Raw genomic sequence first — 19,098 nt, forward strand, 5'->3', positions numbered from 1 at the left:
GAGCATCTAGCTTATTGATTTTTAATAAAATTATATTGAATTAATCCAAGAAAAAAAGTAATGTAATGCGTCATTTAACAAGGAGTAGAGATCATGACATTGAAGTTTTTACCTCTAGTTTTAGCAGGAATTTGTGTTGCAGGTACGGCATCTTCAGCTGCCCCTCTTCCCAAATACATTGACAAAGATGGCCCTGTTTGTAGCAGCATGCTCTGTGCCTTTAAAAGCCCGGGGGGTCTTTATGTAAGTGGTACCGGCTATTATGTGCAACCTAGTGAAACAGGCCTGGGGTTAGTCACGGACAGCTGGTTATTCACTGTTCCTGGCGGCACTCAAGCAGAAAGCAAACCCGTTGATCCCGATTATCAATGGGCAGGAAGTGTTGCTCTTGGTTATGATATTCCAATGTCTGCAAACAATATTGAAGTCAACTACCTGTATTTAAAAAACAGAACTCATGCCGTCAATAGTTTTGCTAATGGCTCCTTTCTATTTGCAAGTGTTTTATTCCCTGATGCCTCTATTCCTGAAGCGGCTTTGCCAAACTTCGTTAGCGATGCTTATTTAACATATAGGGTGGACCAAGCAGATATTCGAGTAGGCAGAAAATATAGCGATACTTCCGGGGTGTTTAAAATACGCCCTTCTCTTGGGGTTCGTTACGCACAAATAACACATAATCTTTCTTTTGCAGCCCCCGGAGTGGTTACAAGCAAATTCAGTGGTGCCGGTCCTTTAATCAGCTTGGATGGTCATTATGACTTAGCCTACGGTTTTGGTTTGCTGGGTTATTTCGATTATGCGCTCATGGCAGGTTCCATGCAGTCTTTCTCAGAGGTTTTCCTTGGCTCCAACTTCAGTTTCAACTGGCCTAAACGCAATCGTATTGTTAATAACGTCACCGGGAAGATAGGTTTGGACTATACTCATGCACTTACGAATACAGCAACATGGACTGCTGCAGTCGGATATGAAATCAATGAGTATCTGAGCTCCATGGATACACTGAGAGGATTTACTGGGGTAGGCGGTTTAGGGCCTCAACGCATTGCTGGTAATGAGACAAACAACTTCTCATTCCAAGGATTATTTTTAAGCCTTACACTTCACGCCTAAAAATCATTATCAATGCTGCCTTTAAAAATACCCATTGCTTTTTATTTTCAAGGGGTGTACATAAGGGCAGTATTTTTAATATTGATTTTTCCCTATCTAACTACTTGAAAATAAAAATTTTCCTCGAATTTGCTTTCTTTACATTCCCAAGGTATACAATTTAAGGTAATACTTACATACATGTCATTGAATAAAAGGATATAAGAGATGACAAAGACAGTTGATTTTTTACTCATTGGTGGAGGACTTTCCAGTGCATTTAGTGCTGATACTTTGAGAAAAGAAGGTGCTACCGGCAGCATCACCATTCTCGCAGAAGAACGTTTTCTTCCCTACTACCGTCCTCAGCTCCCCACAGGTTTTTTACTTGGAACAGTTAAAAAGGAACGGTTGATTATATTCAATGAAAACTATTATAAAAAAAATGATATTGAAGTACTGCTCAAAACAAAAGCACTATCTGTTGATCCAGAAAACAAACTTGTGACCACAGATCACGCCGGGGATTTTTATTACAAGCAGCTGCTTATTGCTACCGGTTGCAGCCCTCAAAGCATCAACCTGCCAGGAAGTAAGTTAAACAAAATCTACTACCTTAAAACAATTCTCGATGCACAACCAATTATGGATGAAATGGACAATGCCAAAAAAGTCGTCATTTTGGGAGGAAGTTTTATTGGTGTAGAGCTCGCATCATTATTAATGAAAAAAAAGATAAAAGTCACCATCATTACTGAAGAATTTCATTTGTTCAATGTCAGTTCTTCTACTGAGATTGCCGCTTTTATATCCCATCAAGGTGTTGAAGTACTCCTTAACGAAAAAGTAAAAAAATTTCATGGTAAAAATTATGTGCACTCGGTCGAAACCAACACAGGAAAAACCATAGCATGTGACTTTGTAATCATCGCCGATAAATATGTCCCAGCTATTGATTTTCTACAAGGCAGTGGGATCGCAGTCGATGATGGTATTCTTGTCGATCAATACCTACAAACAAATAAAAAAGATATCTACGCATCAGGTGACGTCGCTAATTTTTTTGATCCTCTGTTTAGAAGATACCATCGAAATGGAGGAGTAGATAACGCAATCAAGCAAGGAAAAATTGCTGCATCAAATATGGTGGGAATGAGAAAAAGTTACAACAGTGCATCCTATTTCAACCTTCATGCATTTGATACTTATATCGTCATTATTGGTGATACAACCGATGCTACAGAACGAATTGTAAGAGGCTCTATTGAGAAAAAGAACTGTACCTTATTTTATTTAAAAGATGGACTCTTGCAGGGTGCCTTTTTTTCTGGACGCCCCATAGAGGAAATTAAAGCGGCAGAATCACTCATTATCAATCGAGTCAATATAGAGGCCCATAAAGAAAAACTTTTTGATATTAATTTTCCATTAGAAGAAATTGCGGTTCAAACAATTCTTACCCTACAAGGTGGTGGTGCGCTGGGTGCTTTTGAATGCGGCGTTGTTAAGGCAATGGAAGAGCATGGAATTTATCCAGATATTGTTTCAGGGATTTCTATAGGCGCTTTTAATTCCGCAATTATTGCAGGAAATCCAAAACATGCTACTGAGGCTTTAGAAGGTTTTTGGAATGATCTTGCCATCGATACGTTAAGTGTCTCTGATGAACAAACACGACGTCTTCTCTCTTCTTGGCATGCTATGATTTGGGGCTCTCCCAACTTCTTTCATCCAAGATGGGAAATGCCAATGTACAGTCCAGATCAATTGCCAACACACTGGACCAGTTTTTATGATACCTCTTATGTTAAGAATCTTTTGCGCAAATACATCGATTTTGATAAATTGAAAGACAGTCCTGTGCGCCTGCTTGTGATGGCAGTCAATGTTGAAACATCTGAATTTGAAACATTTGATAGTTATACCAATAACATCACCCCTGACCATATTCTTGCCAGTGGCAGTTTACCTCCTGGCTTTCCATGGACAACAATTAATAATAAACATTACTGGGACGGAGGGATCATAACCAATACTCCAATTGATTCAACCCTGGATATCTGTGGCCAATCGAACAAAAAAATTTATATCGTTGAACTCTATTCACGAAATCGATCCCTGCCACAAAATATGATCGAAGTTCTTGCAAGAAAAGATGAAATCTTATTCTCGGAAAAGATAAGAAAAGACATACGCAATGCAGATCTCATCAACAGTTACAAAAAGCTGATTGAACAAATTTTGCGTTTTTGTGAGCCTACAGTGGCTGAAGAAATCAGACAATTGCCTGTTTACATTCAAATAATGGGCGATTCCGCCATACAATCCATTACTCGGATCATCCGCGAAGTGGGAAAAAATGAACCCTATTCATGGGACTCTGACTTCTCAAAAGAAACCATAGAGCAGCATAAGAAAAATGGTTACAAAACGGCCAACAGAATCTTGAAAAAAGAATCTTTAATAAAACCTAAATCTGGCAGTTGAATTTAGGATTATTTGACTGAGATTCGTGTTATATCCGTAATCTGTTTCTCAGTATGAAAAGGACCATCATGCTCTGGGTGCTGATTTCTCTATTTTTCTTCTGGCTCGTTTATCGAGAACTCACTGGGAATATGCCCATATCCAAAGGATACCTCCTCGTAGTGTTCAGCTTGGCTTTGTTATGTGCATGGCCTCCATATCATCACTGGCACTTTGAGCGTTTACTAACATCAATAGCAGGCGAACTTGCCGAAAATCACCCAGCCAAAGTACATTGTAATACTTTATTTGACACACTTTTTGATGAAGAGCCCAGGGTTTATGGTCATGCCGATCCCCAAACAGGATATATTGTCATTCAATATCCGAGATGCTCTATCTTGATGGATTACGTTCGCCATCCTGCACTCGCAAACATGCAAGAGCTTATCAGTTTGGATATCCTAACCCATGAAAGTATGCATGCACGTGGTGAATACAATGAAGCAAAAACTGAATGCGAAGCCGTACAAAGAAACTACCGGACAGCAAAACTGCTCGGTGTTCCAGATAATATCGCGAAGCAAAACGCCCTCGACTACTACAATCGCTATTACCTACAACGTAACGATGGCTATTTCTCAAAAGAATGCGCTCCAGGCAAAGCACTAGACGAGCATTTAAGTGATTCAACTTGGGATGAATAAAAGAGTCATGATAGTTGACTAAACCCAACCATTTCAAGGAATATAGCTAATGATATAAAACCAGTTCAATTACAATGGCAAACACGCTTCTACTCCATACGATGATCGATTTATGTTAAAGAAAATAATGTCCTTAATATTACTAGTAGTAGGGTTGTTAAGCTGCAATAAACGAGTTGAACAGCAAATATCCTCAGCACCTAAAAATTTTCCTTCGCGTACAAAGGATTATAAACGTGTAGCGAATTTGCCTTACGTTGCTTGGTGGCAACAATTCCATGATGTAGAATTAAATCAATTAATTGAGGCTGGCTTGAATAATAATATGGACATTCATATTGCCATGGGAAATTTACAACAAGCGCAAGGTGAGTTACAGCAAATCAAGCTCAGTTGGATCCCCATAGTACAAATATTTGCAGGTTATTCCACAAACCCCGCCCTAGGAGCACCCGGTACATTTTTTGGCGTATGGCCTTATTATTTTTTGAATATTATGAAACTTTATACGCAGCAGAAACAAGCGACGTATAATGTTCAATATCGTCTTGCTGCAATTGAAGGAATGCGCCTGACATTAATTGGTCAAGTAGCATCAGCTTACTTCACATTAATCGCTCAATTAGAACAATTACGTTTATTACAACAATTAGATAATGACTTAAAATCTTTAATTAAATTGAGCAAAGGGGAAATCAAGATAGGCTTAGAAAATGAAATTAGTCTGGCCCAATTGCAATCTGATGAGCAACTTATTGCCGCACAAATAAAACCTATTTTGCATAATATTGTATTTAGTGAAAACGCTCTTCGTTATTTGATCAATGCAGATCCCGGAGCAATTAAGAATAAAAATAATTTCGCCAAAATAGATTTTTCTCGCGTTAAACCTGGCAGTTTACCGGCTACGGTATTAAACAATCGCCCTGATTTGAAAATGGCGCAATATGCATTAAAAGCTTCTCGTGAAGGAATCAAAGTGGCCTTTAGCGATTTTTTTCCTGGATTGCAACTCGATGATTTTCTAGGTGAAGTACAGTTACCACACAGCACTTTTGCCCAAACAACAGATGCCTACGCGCTTTGGATCATTTCACCAAGCTCTCTGGGTAAAATTGCAGCAAATAAAGGTGCCTATAATGCGCGAATTTCTGAATTCAATAAAACAGTAAGACGGATTTTGAAAGAAGTTGATAGTGATTATTCTGCCAATAAACGCATGAATGAAAAATTTATGGCTTACTTAGGTGCCGAAAAAGAATATCTCCGTAAATATAAATTGCAACAAGGATTGCTAAAAACAGGGCTACTTTCTTACAAAGAATTATTACAAAGCAAAATCTATTTAGATAATTTGGCACTCTCAACAAATCAAGCTAAATTGGAGCTTGCCATGTCATTGGTTATTTTGTATCAAGACTTAGCTGGTGGATATGCTTACAATGGGAATAAGATGTAGCCTGGGTGCAGCAGCACAAAGCCCAGGTTACATTTAATATAATTTAAACGATGAACTTATATTTATGACAAAATTTACTCGCATTCGTATGCACATTAAAAGAGGTTTTACTCGATTCAAGCGCCAAGCCACAATAGCCAATGTCATCATTTTTATTGGCCTTTTAACAACAATTATTTATCTTTTTTCTTTTTTATTCCCTTTCACTGATAATGCCTTTGTTGTCAATAATGTGCGCCCCGTCGCGGCTCTTGCAAATGGCTATATTACCGGCCTTTACGTAAACAATGGGGATACGGTGAAAAAAGGGCAAAAGCTCTTCACCGTCTTTCAAAAACCCTACATCTATGCCCTAGAACAACTCACTGCAGATTTAGCTGGCGCTGAGGCAAAACTTGCTGCTTTGAAAGCAACCTATGAGCGCAATCGCAAACTCAGTGATAACGAACAAAAAAATTACATTAAACTCAAATTGGATGACCAAAAATTTCAAAAAGGTTATTTATTAAAATCAGTCTCGCTGATTACCTTACAAAACTCCCAGCAAGAAACCAAAGCAGCCCAATACAGATGGGAGGCAGCTTTAAAACAATTAGAAATTGATCAGCATCAAATCAAAGCACAAGAAAATGAAATTAAATCTATCCATGCACGTCTAAAAAATGCTAAGGTCAATTTAGAGCAGACGGACGTTTATGCCCAAAATAATGGGATTATTCAAAACCTGTTTTTTAGCGTTGGGACACCAGTAAATATCAATCAACCTCTTTTTTCTTTAGTTGACATGGATGATATTTACATCCAAGCAAATTTTAATGAAACCGATTTAGGTAACGTGCGTAAAGGATCAAAAGTATTAATATTCCCGAGAATGTATCTGGGAAGAAAAATGTTTCATGGCGTCATTGATTCGGATTATTGGTCGGCCAATAGACAATTGGTAGATAACCGCACTCAGCTACAAAATGTCATTAATGAAAATCAATGGATCTTATTACCACAAAGACTTCCGGTGATTATTCGAATCACAGACCCAGATCCTGATTACCCACTACGTCTTGGAACAAGTGCTTATGTCTATATCAAAGTTTAAGCAATGGCTTGATGAGGTCGATCCGTATGCATTACAAAGGATCACTCTTTATAAGTGTCTTGTCATTGCGACTGTAGAAGTATATGTTTACTGGTTATTTCAACCGGTTAGTTTTCTGGCTTTTTTCTCCCCTTTTCTTTTGTTGTCCCTTTATGAAGCTCCCGTGCTTTCTACCTTTAAAGAAAAAGAATGGTTACTGATTTTTATCGCAATTGCAGTGATACTCATCAGTGTATCTTATTATCTTGTTTACCCATTTTATGGTACCTTTTTCTTTTTTTCAGTATTTGTATTCGGTGTAACCTATTTTTGTGTATTAAAATACTTTTACGCGTTAAAGAGCTTAACCATGCTGCTCATCGCAACTGGAGCAGTTGTTCTAAGCACCGAACCACCTGCTAATCTTGAAGTTGCGTACGGCTTTATTTCATCCACAGCATTATCAATTACCACTGTCTTAATCTGTTTGAGATTTTTACCCAATATGTATTTGATCATCTGGAACAGGGCACTACAAAAGTATATAGAATGTCTCGAAAAAGATATTGATTCATCCATGAGTCAAGATCATAAGAGCCCTATAGGAGAAGAAATTCTTCATTTTGGAATGGTTCGAAATTATCGACGAATGATTCCCAAGAAATATGTCATGCAAACTTATCGTGTCTCGGTAAACATACGCAATATTCAACATGCTTTAGACAATTTGTATTATGAGAAGAAAAATGAACTATTTTGGCATGATGTCAAAGTTAATCTCTATAGGCTTAGGCTCAATATGAAAACGTATGCTCCATGTGGAACTCCTACCCTGTCTATAGAGCCCGAAACCCAATTACAACATTATATTACGCACTGTTTACAACAAGCCTTTATCCGTTGGAATAAATTATGCTCTCTGCGGCGCAACTAAAAAAGAAGCTTGATTATGCACGCTTTACCCAATTGGCAATTATGTTTATGGTTGCTATGTGGATTTATTTATTTACAACGATTCCCCATAAATGGTGGGTATTGCTCACAGTAATTATGGTCAGCGCAGGAATTGAACCAGGGCTAATTATTAGAAGATCAATTCATCGTATTGGTGGTACTTTTGCTGCTTTATTGATTTTAATTCCTTTAATTTATCTAATGCAGTTTAATTATCGACTAGTCTCTGTCGTATTTATCATCGCGATTATTGGATTAGGGGTTACTGCACTCAATACAAAACGGTACGATATCAGTGTTTTTTTCATTACCCTGGTCGTTTTTTTGCTATTAGCCCAAACAACTGATGCCAACTCACCCGAAGGGCCATTTGAAATGGTCTTAAATCGCGCCATCTGTACATTGATTGGCGTTTTTATTGTGTTGGTAGGCGATTACTTTTTATTTCAAGCCTATCGTTACTCACAAAAGCTTTATTTATTTCATCAGATGATGGTCTACAATTTTTTTCACGATACCATGCAGCAAATAATCAAATGTCGCGCTGAAAAAGTTAACTCCTTTATCTTTGTTGAACAAATGCGAGGTCAAGTCATTAAACATTGTGCGCCTATTGCAATTAGTTCCGAAAACATGAAGCTTGAAGTAAAGATCAGTCCCGAAACCAAAAAACGGGTTGATGTTTTTCAAGAAACAATTTGGGACATCCGCAGGGTTATATTTGCATTATGCATTTCGGAATTTGTGTTACATTCGACAGCAACATCTGATAAACATTTACAACAATTTAAGCTATTGCTACAGAAAGCAAGAGACAATTTTATATATCCTGAGGAGGTTTTAAAATAGGAGGTTCAAATCAAGAGAACCGTCATCGTAAACTCCTTAGGATTGTATGTGTTAGGTAATTCGTTGACAAGAATAGCTCAATAACCGTAGGCTGGGCTGTTAAGCCCTGCATTTAACGACGTCAATATATTTCTTTCTTAATGAATACCTTGGATAAGTTACTTTGTGCTTATAGTGAGGGCTTCATGATAAACATTTTGGAGCGTAAAAACTAATTCAGGAAACGCTGGACTTATCAGCCCAGCCTACATCCATGCCTGAACAGTCCGCAAAAAAAAGCTTATGATATGCTTGGTTGAGCAGTTTGACTTGCATCAGCTAGATATTGTCTTTTCTCTTCAATAACACTATTTAAAGTCCTTAATTCCGAAACAGCACGTCGTTTCTTTTGCTCTAAATCGGTTGAGGTTTCGATTAACTGTTCAATTTTGTTCGATACTCTTGAAATTTCGGTTTCTATATTAAATAATTCGAAATCATACGTTTCCATTGGCGAAGCACTTAGAGCTTTTCTGGCAAGAAATCGGCCAGTTCGACTTGAGTCATCAAGTACACTCGCTAAAACTTTTTGATATTCTGCTTCACGAAGTTCTACTGCCTCTAAAGTTTGCTCATAAGCTTGTTTGCGTTGTGTAAGCGCAATCAAACGTGCATTTACGGATATCAAACCCACAGTGCACTGGCTAATTCGATCATCCAACCTGTAAAAATGCGGTTCATAAGAGCGATTAATTTCGATTAATTGAGTTAAGGTCAATTGGTTAAAATATTGTCGCAGTTCATAAGCAGTTTTATTTGGAAATTTCATAATTGATTCTTCAGCATGAAAAAAATCAAATAATATACTTTTTTTAATCAAATAAAAAGTTTCCGCCATTTTGGTTTATTGTTGTCCTTTTGTCGAAAACTGAAGCGTTTTAGGCATAATTTCAAGTAAACACTAGTGATTCACTGGTTTGATAATAAAATCGATTGCTCTCCCATAAAGTATCCTGGGTGAAAGACCAAAACCCGGGTTTCACTTCATTTCACCCAGGTTAAAAGTGCATTATGAATGTTTAGTATACTTAAAGCTTAAGATATCTTCGACTGCGCTGTTTGGGTTTCCTCGAATGCGTATCGCTTCTTTTCGTCACGAACAGATTCTAAAATTCTGAATTCAGAAATAGCCCCCTTTTTCTTTTGATTTAAAGCGTCAAGAGTTGCGTTGAACTCTTGAATGTCCTCAGATGCAATCGAAATGTCAGCATCCAAGTGTGCTAACTCAAGCTTAAACAGCACCATCGGCGAATCTCCCATAGCTTGTCTGCCAAGAAATCGGTTAGTTCGGCTTGAATCAGCAAGCACACTCGCTAAAATTTTTTGATATTCTGCTTCACGAATTTCTACTGCCTCATAAGTTTGTTGCGCATCTTTTCTTTCTTGGATAAGCCGAGCCAAACGAGCCTTTTTGTCTGTTAAATTACTATTGCAGCATTCAATTCGCTCTTCCAACCGTTCAAAATGAGGCCCATAAGAAATGTTGATTACGGTTAATTGAGCCAAGCTCAATTGGCTAAAATATTGACGCAATTCAAAAGCAGTTTTATTTGGAAATTTCATTGATTTATTCTCTAGCGTGCAAAAAAAATCAGATAATATACTTTTTTTTGTCCAAATAAAAAAGATATTTTGCCATTTTGAGTATTTATAAATCTTTTCTCTGGCGACAAAAATTATTGAACCACTTAATGACTTTTAGAGGAGTTAAAAAACAACCAATCAGTTTATGGCATTTCGCCGTCTAAATAATTAGAATTATCTACACCAAGAGTGTAAATTAAATTAATTTTAATGAGTTCCGCTAAAGTCTTAGCCTCCATTTTCCGCATCACGCTTGCCCGATGAACTTCTACAGTAGATATAGATATATCAAGTTCATGAGCAATTTGCTTGTTCAATTTTCCTTCAATAACTAAATCCATCACTTGTCGCTCACGTTTGGTTAAACGCTCAAGACGCTCAAAAAAATCAGATTGAGGGTGAGGGACAGTATAATGGTACGTTTTTTTAAGACATTTTTGCGTAATTTCGAGTAAATGTTGATGATTCACTGGTTTAAGAATAAAATCGGCTGCCCCGGCCTTCATAGCACGCACGGCCATTGCAATGTCACCATACCCCGTGATCATAATCACTGAAAGTTGGGTTCTTGATGTACTAAGATGTTGCTCCAGTAACTCCAGACCACTCATAACCGGCATACGTACATCAATAATCAAACAGCCCTTTTGTTTAAAATCATAACTTTCAAGAAAGTCCTGAGCATCTTTATAGGTGTGCACAGTGACATTTACTGATTCAAATAACCAACGAAGTGCTTGGCAAACCTCAGGATCGTCATCCACGATAAAAACAGCTGCGTCGGAGAAATCCATGTCTATTTCCTTAGTGAGGGAGTACTAAGTTGAAAACAAGTAATTCATACAACTGGATATTGCTATCCCCATACAGGACCAAATTACAATTGGTTCGTTTTCTTGATAACTCCGGTTCCTTCATCACAAAAATCACTCTTAAATATAATTTTAGCAGTTTTTTTTATCTATTGTGACTCACTGGTTTTTTTGAGTTTTATTAAGGTTTACCTCAGTAGGTAATCTTAATCAGTCGTATTACGATAAGGTCTTGAATAATATCAAAACAATTTAATTTAGCATACAGAAAAAAATATCCAATTAGCCGGAGATTTATTCATGGAGAGAAGAATAGCAGTTGTGACAGGAGGCACTGGAGGAATAGGCATGGCAATCTGCAGACGTCTCGCAACCAATTATAAAGTAGTGGCATGTTACTTTAAAAATGGCAAGCATGATGAAGTATTACAATGGCAAACCATGCAAAAAAAGGCAGGTTATGATATTGAAATCCTCTTTGCAAATCTGGTCAATTTTTCTGATTGTGAAACAATCACAAATTCAATCATGGAGCGCTTCGGTCATATTGATATTTTGGTAAATAACGCCGGAGCTACCTGCGATGTCACTTTAAAGAAAATGGAGCCCCATCATTGGCAACAAGTCATTGACGCGAATTTAACAAGTACTTTTAATATTACACGTAACATCATTCCTTTTATGATTGACAAAAGCTTCGGACGCATCGTTAACATTTCATCCATTAATGGCCGGAAAGGACAATTGGGTCAATGCAATTATGCGGCTACAAAATCTGCTTTATTTGGATTTACCAAGAGTTTAGCGTTGGAAGTTGCAAATAAAGGGATCACCGTGAATACAATTTCTCCTGGTTATATTGAAACCTCGATGTTGACTGCTATGAAAAAAGAGGTCATTGATAAGATTACTAAGAGCATTCCTATAGGACGGCTTGGAAAACCCGAAGAGATTGCCAATGCGGTATCATTTTTAGTAAGCGAAGATGCAGGATTTATTACAGGTTCTAACCTGGATATCAATGGAGGCCAATATATGTAGTGTACTTCGTTACGCTTTTTTGCATTTCCTATCGATATTAGGGTCTGTGCCATACACCATGATAATACTTCACTTACAATTGATGGGGATATTCTATTTATTATCACTCCCAGAATTGGGTAAAACCTTGAGAAATCCTGTACTCAATTGCAATTTGCTATTTTAGAATTTTATGTGTATTACTGTAGTATCGTGATGCGCCATCCCAGTGCATTGTTATAAAATATGCGAGGCACGTATATGCTTTTTAATCCCCTTGATAATCGTTATCTTTATAATATCTATGATTTTAATATGCGTTTGCTGCAACCTTACTCAGATTATTTTGACAATATGTCAAAGCGCCTGCGCAGAGTTTCTGACAATATTAATTTGCCCGTTAACGTTCCTTATATGTCGGATGAAGGACAAAATGCACTGAAGGGCCTATTGGAAACAAGTTCAAGTCATTTTCGTCGGCTTTCAGGTTATTCTTATATATTTCATATAATTAGCAATGTGTACGACAAACCCCAATTTGATATTAATGAAGTAAAAATCCAAGATGAATATTACGATGTTCAAGAAGAACTAATAGACAAAAAAAGCTTTTGCAATCTTATTCGTTTTAAAAAAGTAAATGCCGAACATCTAAACTTACCCAAATTACTCGTCGTCGCACCCATGTCCGGACACTATGCAACTTTGTTGCGAGATACTGTAAAAAACTTACTTCCCTTATACGATGTGTATATTACTGACTGGAAAAATGCTCGTGATGTCCCCTTAATTGAGGGCTCATTTGATTTAGATGATTTCATTGAGTACATCATTTCTTATTTTAATTTACTCGCACCCAATTTAAATGTTATGGCGGTTTGTCAACCGACTGTGCCTGTTTTAGCAGCTATAGCGCTAATGTCTACTAATAATTCTCCCAATCTACCACGCTCAGCGATATTGCTAGGCGGACCAATAGATACAAATCAATCACCTACATCGGTAAACGAATTAGCAGCCTCAAGGGGAGATGATTGGTTTCAACAAAATGTCATCTCAATTGTTCCCTCTCGTTTTCCAGGTGCCATGAGGCTTGTATACCCTGGATTTATGCAACTTGCGGGTTTTATGAGTATGAATTTCCAGCGCCACGTGGAATCACTACAAAAAGCCGTTGATCGATACGCAGACAACCAAAAAGAAGCTGCCTTCAAAATAATCAAGTTTTACCTTGAATATTTTTCAACCATGGATCTGACGGCTGAGTTTTACATGCAAACAATAAATACGGTATTTCAAGAAAAACTCTTAACTACAGGTCGCTATAAATCTCGTGGTCATAATGTACGCTTACAAGATATAAAGAACACCTCTATTTTGGCAATTGAAGGGGAACACGATGACATTACTGGGGTGGGGCAAACAAAGTCCGTACTCAGTTTATGTAAAAACTTGCCTGATTCCATGAAAAAATACTTCCTTGCAGAAGGAGTCGGCCATTATGGATTGTTCAATGGCACGAAATTCCGCAACATTATTATTCCGGAAATTCATGGTTTTACCCAAGTACATGCTGATTCTTAATAGATACGATTAAATTATCTTTTAGAATAAAGCCTATTTGCCCACACCAACATTAAAAATAAGCTATATTAAAGTGAGACAATCAAAAGGAACTGATATGGCTACTACACATAATGTTGTTCATCATCCTGAAGCAAAACCATTGAAACATCGACGAGGATGGCTCTTTGGTTTTGGCGTGCTCCTATTAATCTTAGGGTTTATTGGTTTAGGAATGGAGATCGCATTAACCATAGTAAGCATGTATTTTTTTGCAGCGCTGCTCATGCTCTCCGGACTATCACACATTGCTGATTCATTTAGATATAAAAGATGGAGTACAACTATTTGGGAAATCGGCATTGCCATATTGTACCTCATTGGAGCGGGTATCATCTTATATGATCCTTTATTAGCCTCTACAATTATTACCGCCCTACTGGCTTGGACACTTATCATTATTGGTGTGACACGTATTACCATGTCTATGTCCTTACGAGATACCAAAGGCTGGGGCTGGATCTTTTTTGCTGGGTTGACCTCCTTAATACTTGGCATCCTTATTTTATTACATTGGCCAATGAGTGGATTATGGGTCATTGGAATGTTTATTGCGATTGATATGATAGTCAGTGGCTGGACCTATATTCTCATTGCAATTTCTCTACGTGCTGCTAAAAAATAACCCTGCTGATAGTGTGCGTTGGGTCAAAATGGCCCAACCTCCCCATTGTCACATCCAACAGACTTTTTGCCACGCATTTTGTGTTCAGGCTCAAAAACATATGCTAATCACGCCTATATTAAATATTAGTGCTTCATATTAGAATATTTAGAATCTTGTAATGTATCTACATAGGAACGACCTAATTCTAGCTTGCATTTTTCTAAAACTTTAAATGAATGAATGTTCAGTCCAGAGCTATTTATGTAAAAAAAATCTAGAATTATAGGAAATAGGAGAGAGATATGGACAAAACATCCCCCCACGGTTTTATTTTTTCGATCCGTACTCGATTGATTATTGGCTTTATGACGCTTTGTTTGCCTGTATTGATATTAGTTGCGCTATTGCTGCCCAAAATAAATTATATCATGGAGTTAAGCCAAACAATTAGTCGTGAAAGTTTACCTCAACTTCTTGATGTCCAAATTTATGAAACCCAAGATATTCTTGAACATTGGGCAATGACTGGAGAGCCCAAGGATAAAGAATATTTTGCACGTCTATGGAAAGACATTAATGAAGACCGAAATATATGGGATCAAAGAATGCACTCCAAGGAGTTGGATAATACAGAATTACAGAAAAAATGGGACAAACTTCAAGAAATGTATGGTCCTCTTTATGAAACTCAAGCAAAAATAATCAATGCTTATAGAGACCCTAATAATCAAAATAATACTGAAGACAGTAGAAATGCGACACACGACCTTATAAGTAAAATGATTGATCTTATTGATGGTCAGTACTCTGATAAGGCAGGAAGAAGAGTCGGAGGGCTTTTCAACAATATCTCAAACGAAATTGCGAAAAACTCATATAAAATAAATACAAACTTAGATTCTTTAAAACAAACGGCTTATTGGCTACTTAGCTTAGCCATTGCTTTAACTATTATTGTGCCTTATGTAACACAGAAATCGATATTAGATGCTGTAGATTATGCCATTAATATTGCAGAACGAATTGCACATGGTGAGCGTAATGTGCCAGTTTTACTACGCTCAACAGGTAGACTGGGAAAACTGTTTATATCACTTAGGGCCATGCAAGAGGCGATTGCAGCAAATGATGCAGCGCTGCGTAAAAAAGAAGAAGAATCTCGAGCGTTATATGAACAATTAGTCAACTCATCAAAAAAATTTAGCGAATACAGCAGCAAAGTTGCTGCAGGAGATCTCCGTGAACGTCTTGAACTGGATAAAGAAGAAATATTACGAGATCTAGGCCAAGATTTAAATTCAATGACAGATGGCTTGGCATCAATTACTCACAATATTACCACCGTCAGTAATAACATAGTCTCTATGGTTAAAACGGTTATTACTTCGGCTGATGAGCAGGCAGAAAGTATTACCTCACAAGCATCAGCTATTAATGAAATCAGTGCTTCACTGGAAGAAATAGATAAGAGCTCGAAGCAAACCATGGAAAAAGCACAAACGCTACGGGAGGTCGCTAAAAATACTTATGAGCAAGGGAAACTAGGTACACAATCCGTGGAACAAAGTATTCATGGTATTAAAGCTTCAGAAGAAAAAATGAAGCTCATTACCCAAACCATACTAGATTTAAATAATCGCACCCAGCAAATCGGTGATATTACTGCCGTGGTCAATACTTTGGCGCAACAATCAAAGATGCTGGCTTTGAATGCAGCAATTGAAGCATCAAAAGCGGGAGAGTCTGGAAAAGGTTTTGCAGCAGTAGCCAAAGAGGTAAGAAGTCTTGCCGAACAATCAGAACAATCGACCGTGCAAGTACAAAAAATTCTTGAAGACATTCGACGTGCTACTGAAAAAGCAGTTATTGTTACCGAAGAAGGTACGAAAACGTTGGATTCAGGTGCAAAATTGATTGAAAAAGCAGGTACAGTCATTCAAACACTGAGCAAAATGATTAATGATGCCTCGATTGCAAGCCAGCACATTGAGGTGGCCATTCGTCAAGAAGCCGTTGGCATTGAGCAAATTGTTGAGAGCATGAATGAAATTAATCGTACGACTTCCACTTTTTCCATCGGCATCAAAGAAATGATGACATTCATTCATCATTTAGATGAGATTGCCAAACAGCTTAAGAACGATGTGGATGTATATAAAGTTTAGAAGGTTGGATCAACATGCCCCCAACCTTCCTTGCGATGATTATCTATGCCAGGTACTACCATATCGCGTGGTACCACAATGGCCGTTAACACAACCTTTGTTAACACTCGTGTGGTGACAGGTTCCCCCTCGACAAACAGTATAGTTTCTATGGTAGCCCCAAGCTGCAAAAGAATTAGAAATGAAGCCACTCATAGCGATGACCAGTATAATTTTTTTAGCATTTTTTGATAACATATAACACTCCTTGTAATTATTTGATCAATTCGTTCATTAAAATTACATTTATGCATGGTTAGTATAGTTTAATTTGCTATATTTTGTTAATTTTTGGTTAATGTTTTTACAACAAAGCGTCGTGGCATTTGCTAAGATAACTTTTTCTGGCACGCAAAATGTATCAATCGTTATAAAAATATTCCATTTCCTTCATATTGAGCTAAAGTACATTTAAGGGGCTTATTGATGTAAAGGACTATATGAATCATATTCTTATTGTTTATGCACAACAAATTGAAGAGTACAAAAAGCATTTTATTAGTATGCTCGAGGATTTTTTAACACAGCGAAACTACGTGCTCACGGTATGCACATCATTAAAAGATGCCTATGATGTGAGCAGCTTAAACCCACGAATTGTTGCTATTCTTTATGATTGGGATAATTTTGGATTCGATGATTTACATCATTTTTCGAATCACAATAAATTGTTGCCCATTTTTGCAATGACCAATAAGCACGCCTCCATTGACATTAATCTAAGTGACTTTGATCTCACTCTGGATTTTTTGCAATATGATGCCAACTTAGCACATGATGATTTTAAACGCATGGTACTTGCCATAGACAAATACCAACAAGAGATTTTACCTCCTTTTACCAAAGCTCTGATGCGTTATGTGCATGAATTGAATTACGCATTTTGCACACCAGGTCATTTAGGCGGAACAGCCTTTCAGAAAAGCCCTACCAGTGCCGCATTTTATGACTTTTTCGGTAAAAATATTTTTCATGCGGATCTTTCAATTTCAATTGAAGAACTTGGAAGTTTGCTGGACCATTCTGGGCCTCAACGTGATGCAGAGCAGTTTATAGCCAATATCTTTAAAAGTGATCGTTCCTTAATTGTAACTAATGGTACATCAACATCAAATAAAATAGTGGGCATGTATTCGGCAACTGCAGGCGATACCGTGGTGATTGATCGTAATTGTCATAAATCAATCGCTCATTTTTTGATGATGGTTGATGTAGTTCCTATTTATCTAAAACCTACACGAAATACTTATGGAATTCTCGGGGGGATCCCTAAATCGGAGTACTCAGAAAAAGCAATCCAAGATAAAATTCTTGAACATCCAGAGGCCACTGCTTGGCCTACTTATGCAGTTATCACTAACTCAACATATGATGGCATACTTTATAAAGTAGAACATTTGCAAAATGAGCTCAAGGTACAGCATTTGCATTTTGATAGTGCCTGGGTCCCCTATACCAATTTTCATCCCATTTACGCTGAAAAATTTGGACTCAGTCTAACGCCAAAAAAGGATCAAGTGATCTTTGAAACACAATCAACTCACAAATTATTAGCAGCCTTCAGTCAATCATCTATGATCCATGTTAAAGGTTCTTTTGATAAAGACATACTGAATGCCAATTACATGATGCATATGAGTACGTCTCCTTTTTATCCTCTTGTTGCCAGTTGTGAAGTCTCTGCTGCAATGATGGCCGGTAATCATGGGTATGACTTAATCAATGAGGCGATTGAGTTAGCATTAGATTTTCGCATGGAAGTAAAACGCTTAAAAAAACAAAGCTCTGATTGGTATTTTGACGTGTGGCAACCCACATTAGAAAAAAAATTATCCTGTTTCCCTTTAAAACCCAATGAAAAATGGCATGGTTTTCATCACGTCGATGAGGATCATTTATTTTTAGACCCGGTCAAAGTAACGGTACTTTTACCTGGGATCAAGAATGAAGAATTAGATGATTGGGGTATTCCTGCGGTAATAGTAGAAAAATTTCTTGCGTCGCATGGAGTCATTGTTGAAAAAACAGGCCCCTATTCGATGTTGTTTTTATTTAGTTTAGGAATTACTCGTGCAAAATCCATGTCTTTATTGGCTGCTTTAAATAAATTTAAACAGCTTTATGATGAAAATGTACCAGTTAAAATCATACTCCCTCAATTGTATCAAGAGCATCCCGAATTTTATGAAAAAATGTCCATTCAAACTCTGGCTAAAACCATCCATGGTTTAATGCTTAAACATAATTTACCCCAAGTGATGTATCACGCTTTTGATACACTGCCTCAAGTCATTATGACACCTCATCAGGCATACCAAAAACTTATTAGGCAAGAAACGCAACTTATCCCCCTATCGCAATTAAAAGATCATATTTCTGCTGCAATGATTCTGCCCTACCCACCAGGTATTCCCTTGGTTATGCCGGGAGAACAAATTACTGATGAGAGTCAATCAATTCTTGATTTTTTACTCATGCTAGATGATATAGGAGAAGCATTACCGGGTTTTGCAACTGAAATTCACGGCGTTGTCGCGGGGGAAGATGGAACCAGCTATGTACAGATAATCAAGAAAGCCTAAGGCTATTAACAAATTTTTTTTGAGC

At 37.4% G+C, this 19,098-nt stretch carries 16 protein-coding genes; 12 read left to right on the forward strand and 4 right to left on the reverse strand.

The features are described from left to right. Positions 1-93 precede the first annotated feature (93 nt). The 7 genes from Lste_RS11455 (at position 94) to Lste_RS11485 (ending at position 8,602) form a co-directional block, all read left to right on the forward strand. Positions 94-1,116 carry an Lpg1974 family pore-forming outer membrane protein gene (locus Lste_RS11455; protein ID WP_058511061.1) on the forward strand — a complete coding sequence of 341 codons (1,023 nt, stop codon included), beginning with the start codon at positions 94-96 and terminating at the stop codon, positions 1,114-1,116. A 207-nt stretch (positions 1,117-1,323) separates the two neighbouring features. Next, positions 1,324-3,582, forward strand: a complete 2,259-nt coding sequence (locus Lste_RS11460; RefSeq protein WP_058511062.1) for an FAD-dependent oxidoreductase — start codon at positions 1,324-1,326, stop codon at positions 3,580-3,582. Positions 3,583-3,650: 68 nt separating this feature from the next. Further along, positions 3,651-4,268, forward strand: coding sequence for a hypothetical protein (locus tag Lste_RS11465; protein ID WP_058511063.1), 618 nt, complete (start codon positions 3,651-3,653; stop codon positions 4,266-4,268). A 112-nt stretch (positions 4,269-4,380) separates the two neighbouring features. Next, on the forward strand, positions 4,381-5,727 hold the full coding sequence (locus Lste_RS11470; RefSeq protein WP_058511064.1) for a TolC family protein: 1,347 nt from the start codon (positions 4,381-4,383) through the stop codon (positions 5,725-5,727). 64 nt (positions 5,728-5,791) lie between these two features. Continuing rightward, positions 5,792-6,820: an HlyD family secretion protein gene (locus Lste_RS11475; protein WP_058511065.1), complete on the forward strand. Its 1,029-nt coding sequence runs from the start codon at positions 5,792-5,794 to the stop codon at positions 6,818-6,820. Further along, positions 6,801-7,733, forward strand: coding sequence for a hypothetical protein (locus Lste_RS11480; RefSeq protein WP_058511066.1), 933 nt, complete (start codon positions 6,801-6,803; stop codon positions 7,731-7,733). Before Lste_RS11475 ends, Lste_RS11480 begins: the two co-directional genes overlap by 20 nt. Beyond that, on the forward strand, positions 7,712-8,602 hold the full coding sequence (locus tag Lste_RS11485) for an FUSC family protein (RefSeq protein WP_058511067.1): 891 nt from the start codon (positions 7,712-7,714) through the stop codon (positions 8,600-8,602). Before Lste_RS11480 ends, Lste_RS11485 begins: the two co-directional genes overlap by 22 nt. Before the next feature lie 280 nt (positions 8,603-8,882). Here Lste_RS11485 and Lste_RS11490 read toward each other — a convergent pair whose 3' ends face one another. The 3 genes from Lste_RS11490 to Lste_RS11500 all read right to left on the reverse strand — a co-directional run bounded on the left by Lste_RS11490 (position 8,883) and on the right by Lste_RS11500 (position 11,019). Further along, on the reverse strand, positions 8,883-9,410 hold the full coding sequence (locus Lste_RS11490) for a hypothetical protein (RefSeq protein WP_157070731.1): 528 nt from the start codon (positions 9,408-9,410) through the stop codon (positions 8,883-8,885). A 266-nt stretch (positions 9,411-9,676) separates the two neighbouring features. Continuing rightward, positions 9,677-10,204, reverse strand: coding sequence for a hypothetical protein (locus Lste_RS11495; protein WP_058511069.1), 528 nt, complete (start codon positions 10,202-10,204; stop codon positions 9,677-9,679). Between the two features lie 164 nt (positions 10,205-10,368). Further along, positions 10,369-11,019, reverse strand: coding sequence for a response regulator transcription factor (locus Lste_RS11500; RefSeq protein WP_058511070.1), 651 nt, complete (start codon positions 11,017-11,019; stop codon positions 10,369-10,371). A 318-nt stretch (positions 11,020-11,337) separates the two neighbouring features. On the opposite strand from Lste_RS11500, the gene phbB reads away from it, so the two are divergent. The 4 genes from phbB (at position 11,338) to Lste_RS11520 (ending at position 16,452) form a co-directional block, all read left to right on the forward strand. Beyond that, complete coding sequence (gene phbB, locus Lste_RS11505) at positions 11,338-12,078, forward strand: acetoacetyl-CoA reductase (protein ID WP_058511071.1); 741 nt, start codon at positions 11,338-11,340, stop codon at positions 12,076-12,078. A 240-nt stretch (positions 12,079-12,318) separates the two neighbouring features. Next, positions 12,319-13,641 carry a polyhydroxyalkanoate depolymerase gene (gene phaZ, locus Lste_RS11510; protein ID WP_058511072.1) on the forward strand — a complete coding sequence of 441 codons (1,323 nt, stop codon included), beginning with the start codon at positions 12,319-12,321 and terminating at the stop codon, positions 13,639-13,641. Positions 13,642-13,738: 97 nt separating this feature from the next. Continuing rightward, positions 13,739-14,305: an HdeD family acid-resistance protein gene (locus Lste_RS11515; protein ID WP_058511073.1), complete on the forward strand. Its 567-nt coding sequence runs from the start codon at positions 13,739-13,741 to the stop codon at positions 14,303-14,305. Between the two features lie 284 nt (positions 14,306-14,589). Continuing rightward, on the forward strand, positions 14,590-16,452 hold the full coding sequence (locus Lste_RS11520) for a methyl-accepting chemotaxis protein (RefSeq protein ID WP_058511074.1): 1,863 nt from the start codon (positions 14,590-14,592) through the stop codon (positions 16,450-16,452). A 39-nt stretch (positions 16,453-16,491) separates the two neighbouring features. On the opposite strand, the gene Lste_RS11525 is transcribed toward Lste_RS11520, so the two are convergent. Then, a complete protein-coding gene (locus tag Lste_RS11525) occupies positions 16,492-16,689 on the reverse strand; it encodes a hypothetical protein (RefSeq protein ID WP_083503948.1) in 198 nt (65 codons plus the stop codon). 242 nt (positions 16,690-16,931) lie between these two features. Here Lste_RS11525 and ldcC point away from each other — a divergent pair, with 242 nt between their 5' ends. After that, the gene (gene ldcC / locus Lste_RS11530; protein WP_058511076.1) at positions 16,932-19,073 is read left to right on the forward strand and encodes a lysine decarboxylase LdcC; all 2,142 of its coding nucleotides are present in this window, start codon (positions 16,932-16,934) and stop codon (positions 19,071-19,073) included. The last annotated feature ends 25 nt before the right edge of the window (positions 19,074-19,098 follow it).

It is taken from the genome of Legionella steelei, assembly GCF_001468005.1.
Classification (GTDB): domain Bacteria; phylum Pseudomonadota; class Gammaproteobacteria; order Legionellales; family Legionellaceae; genus Legionella; species Legionella steelei.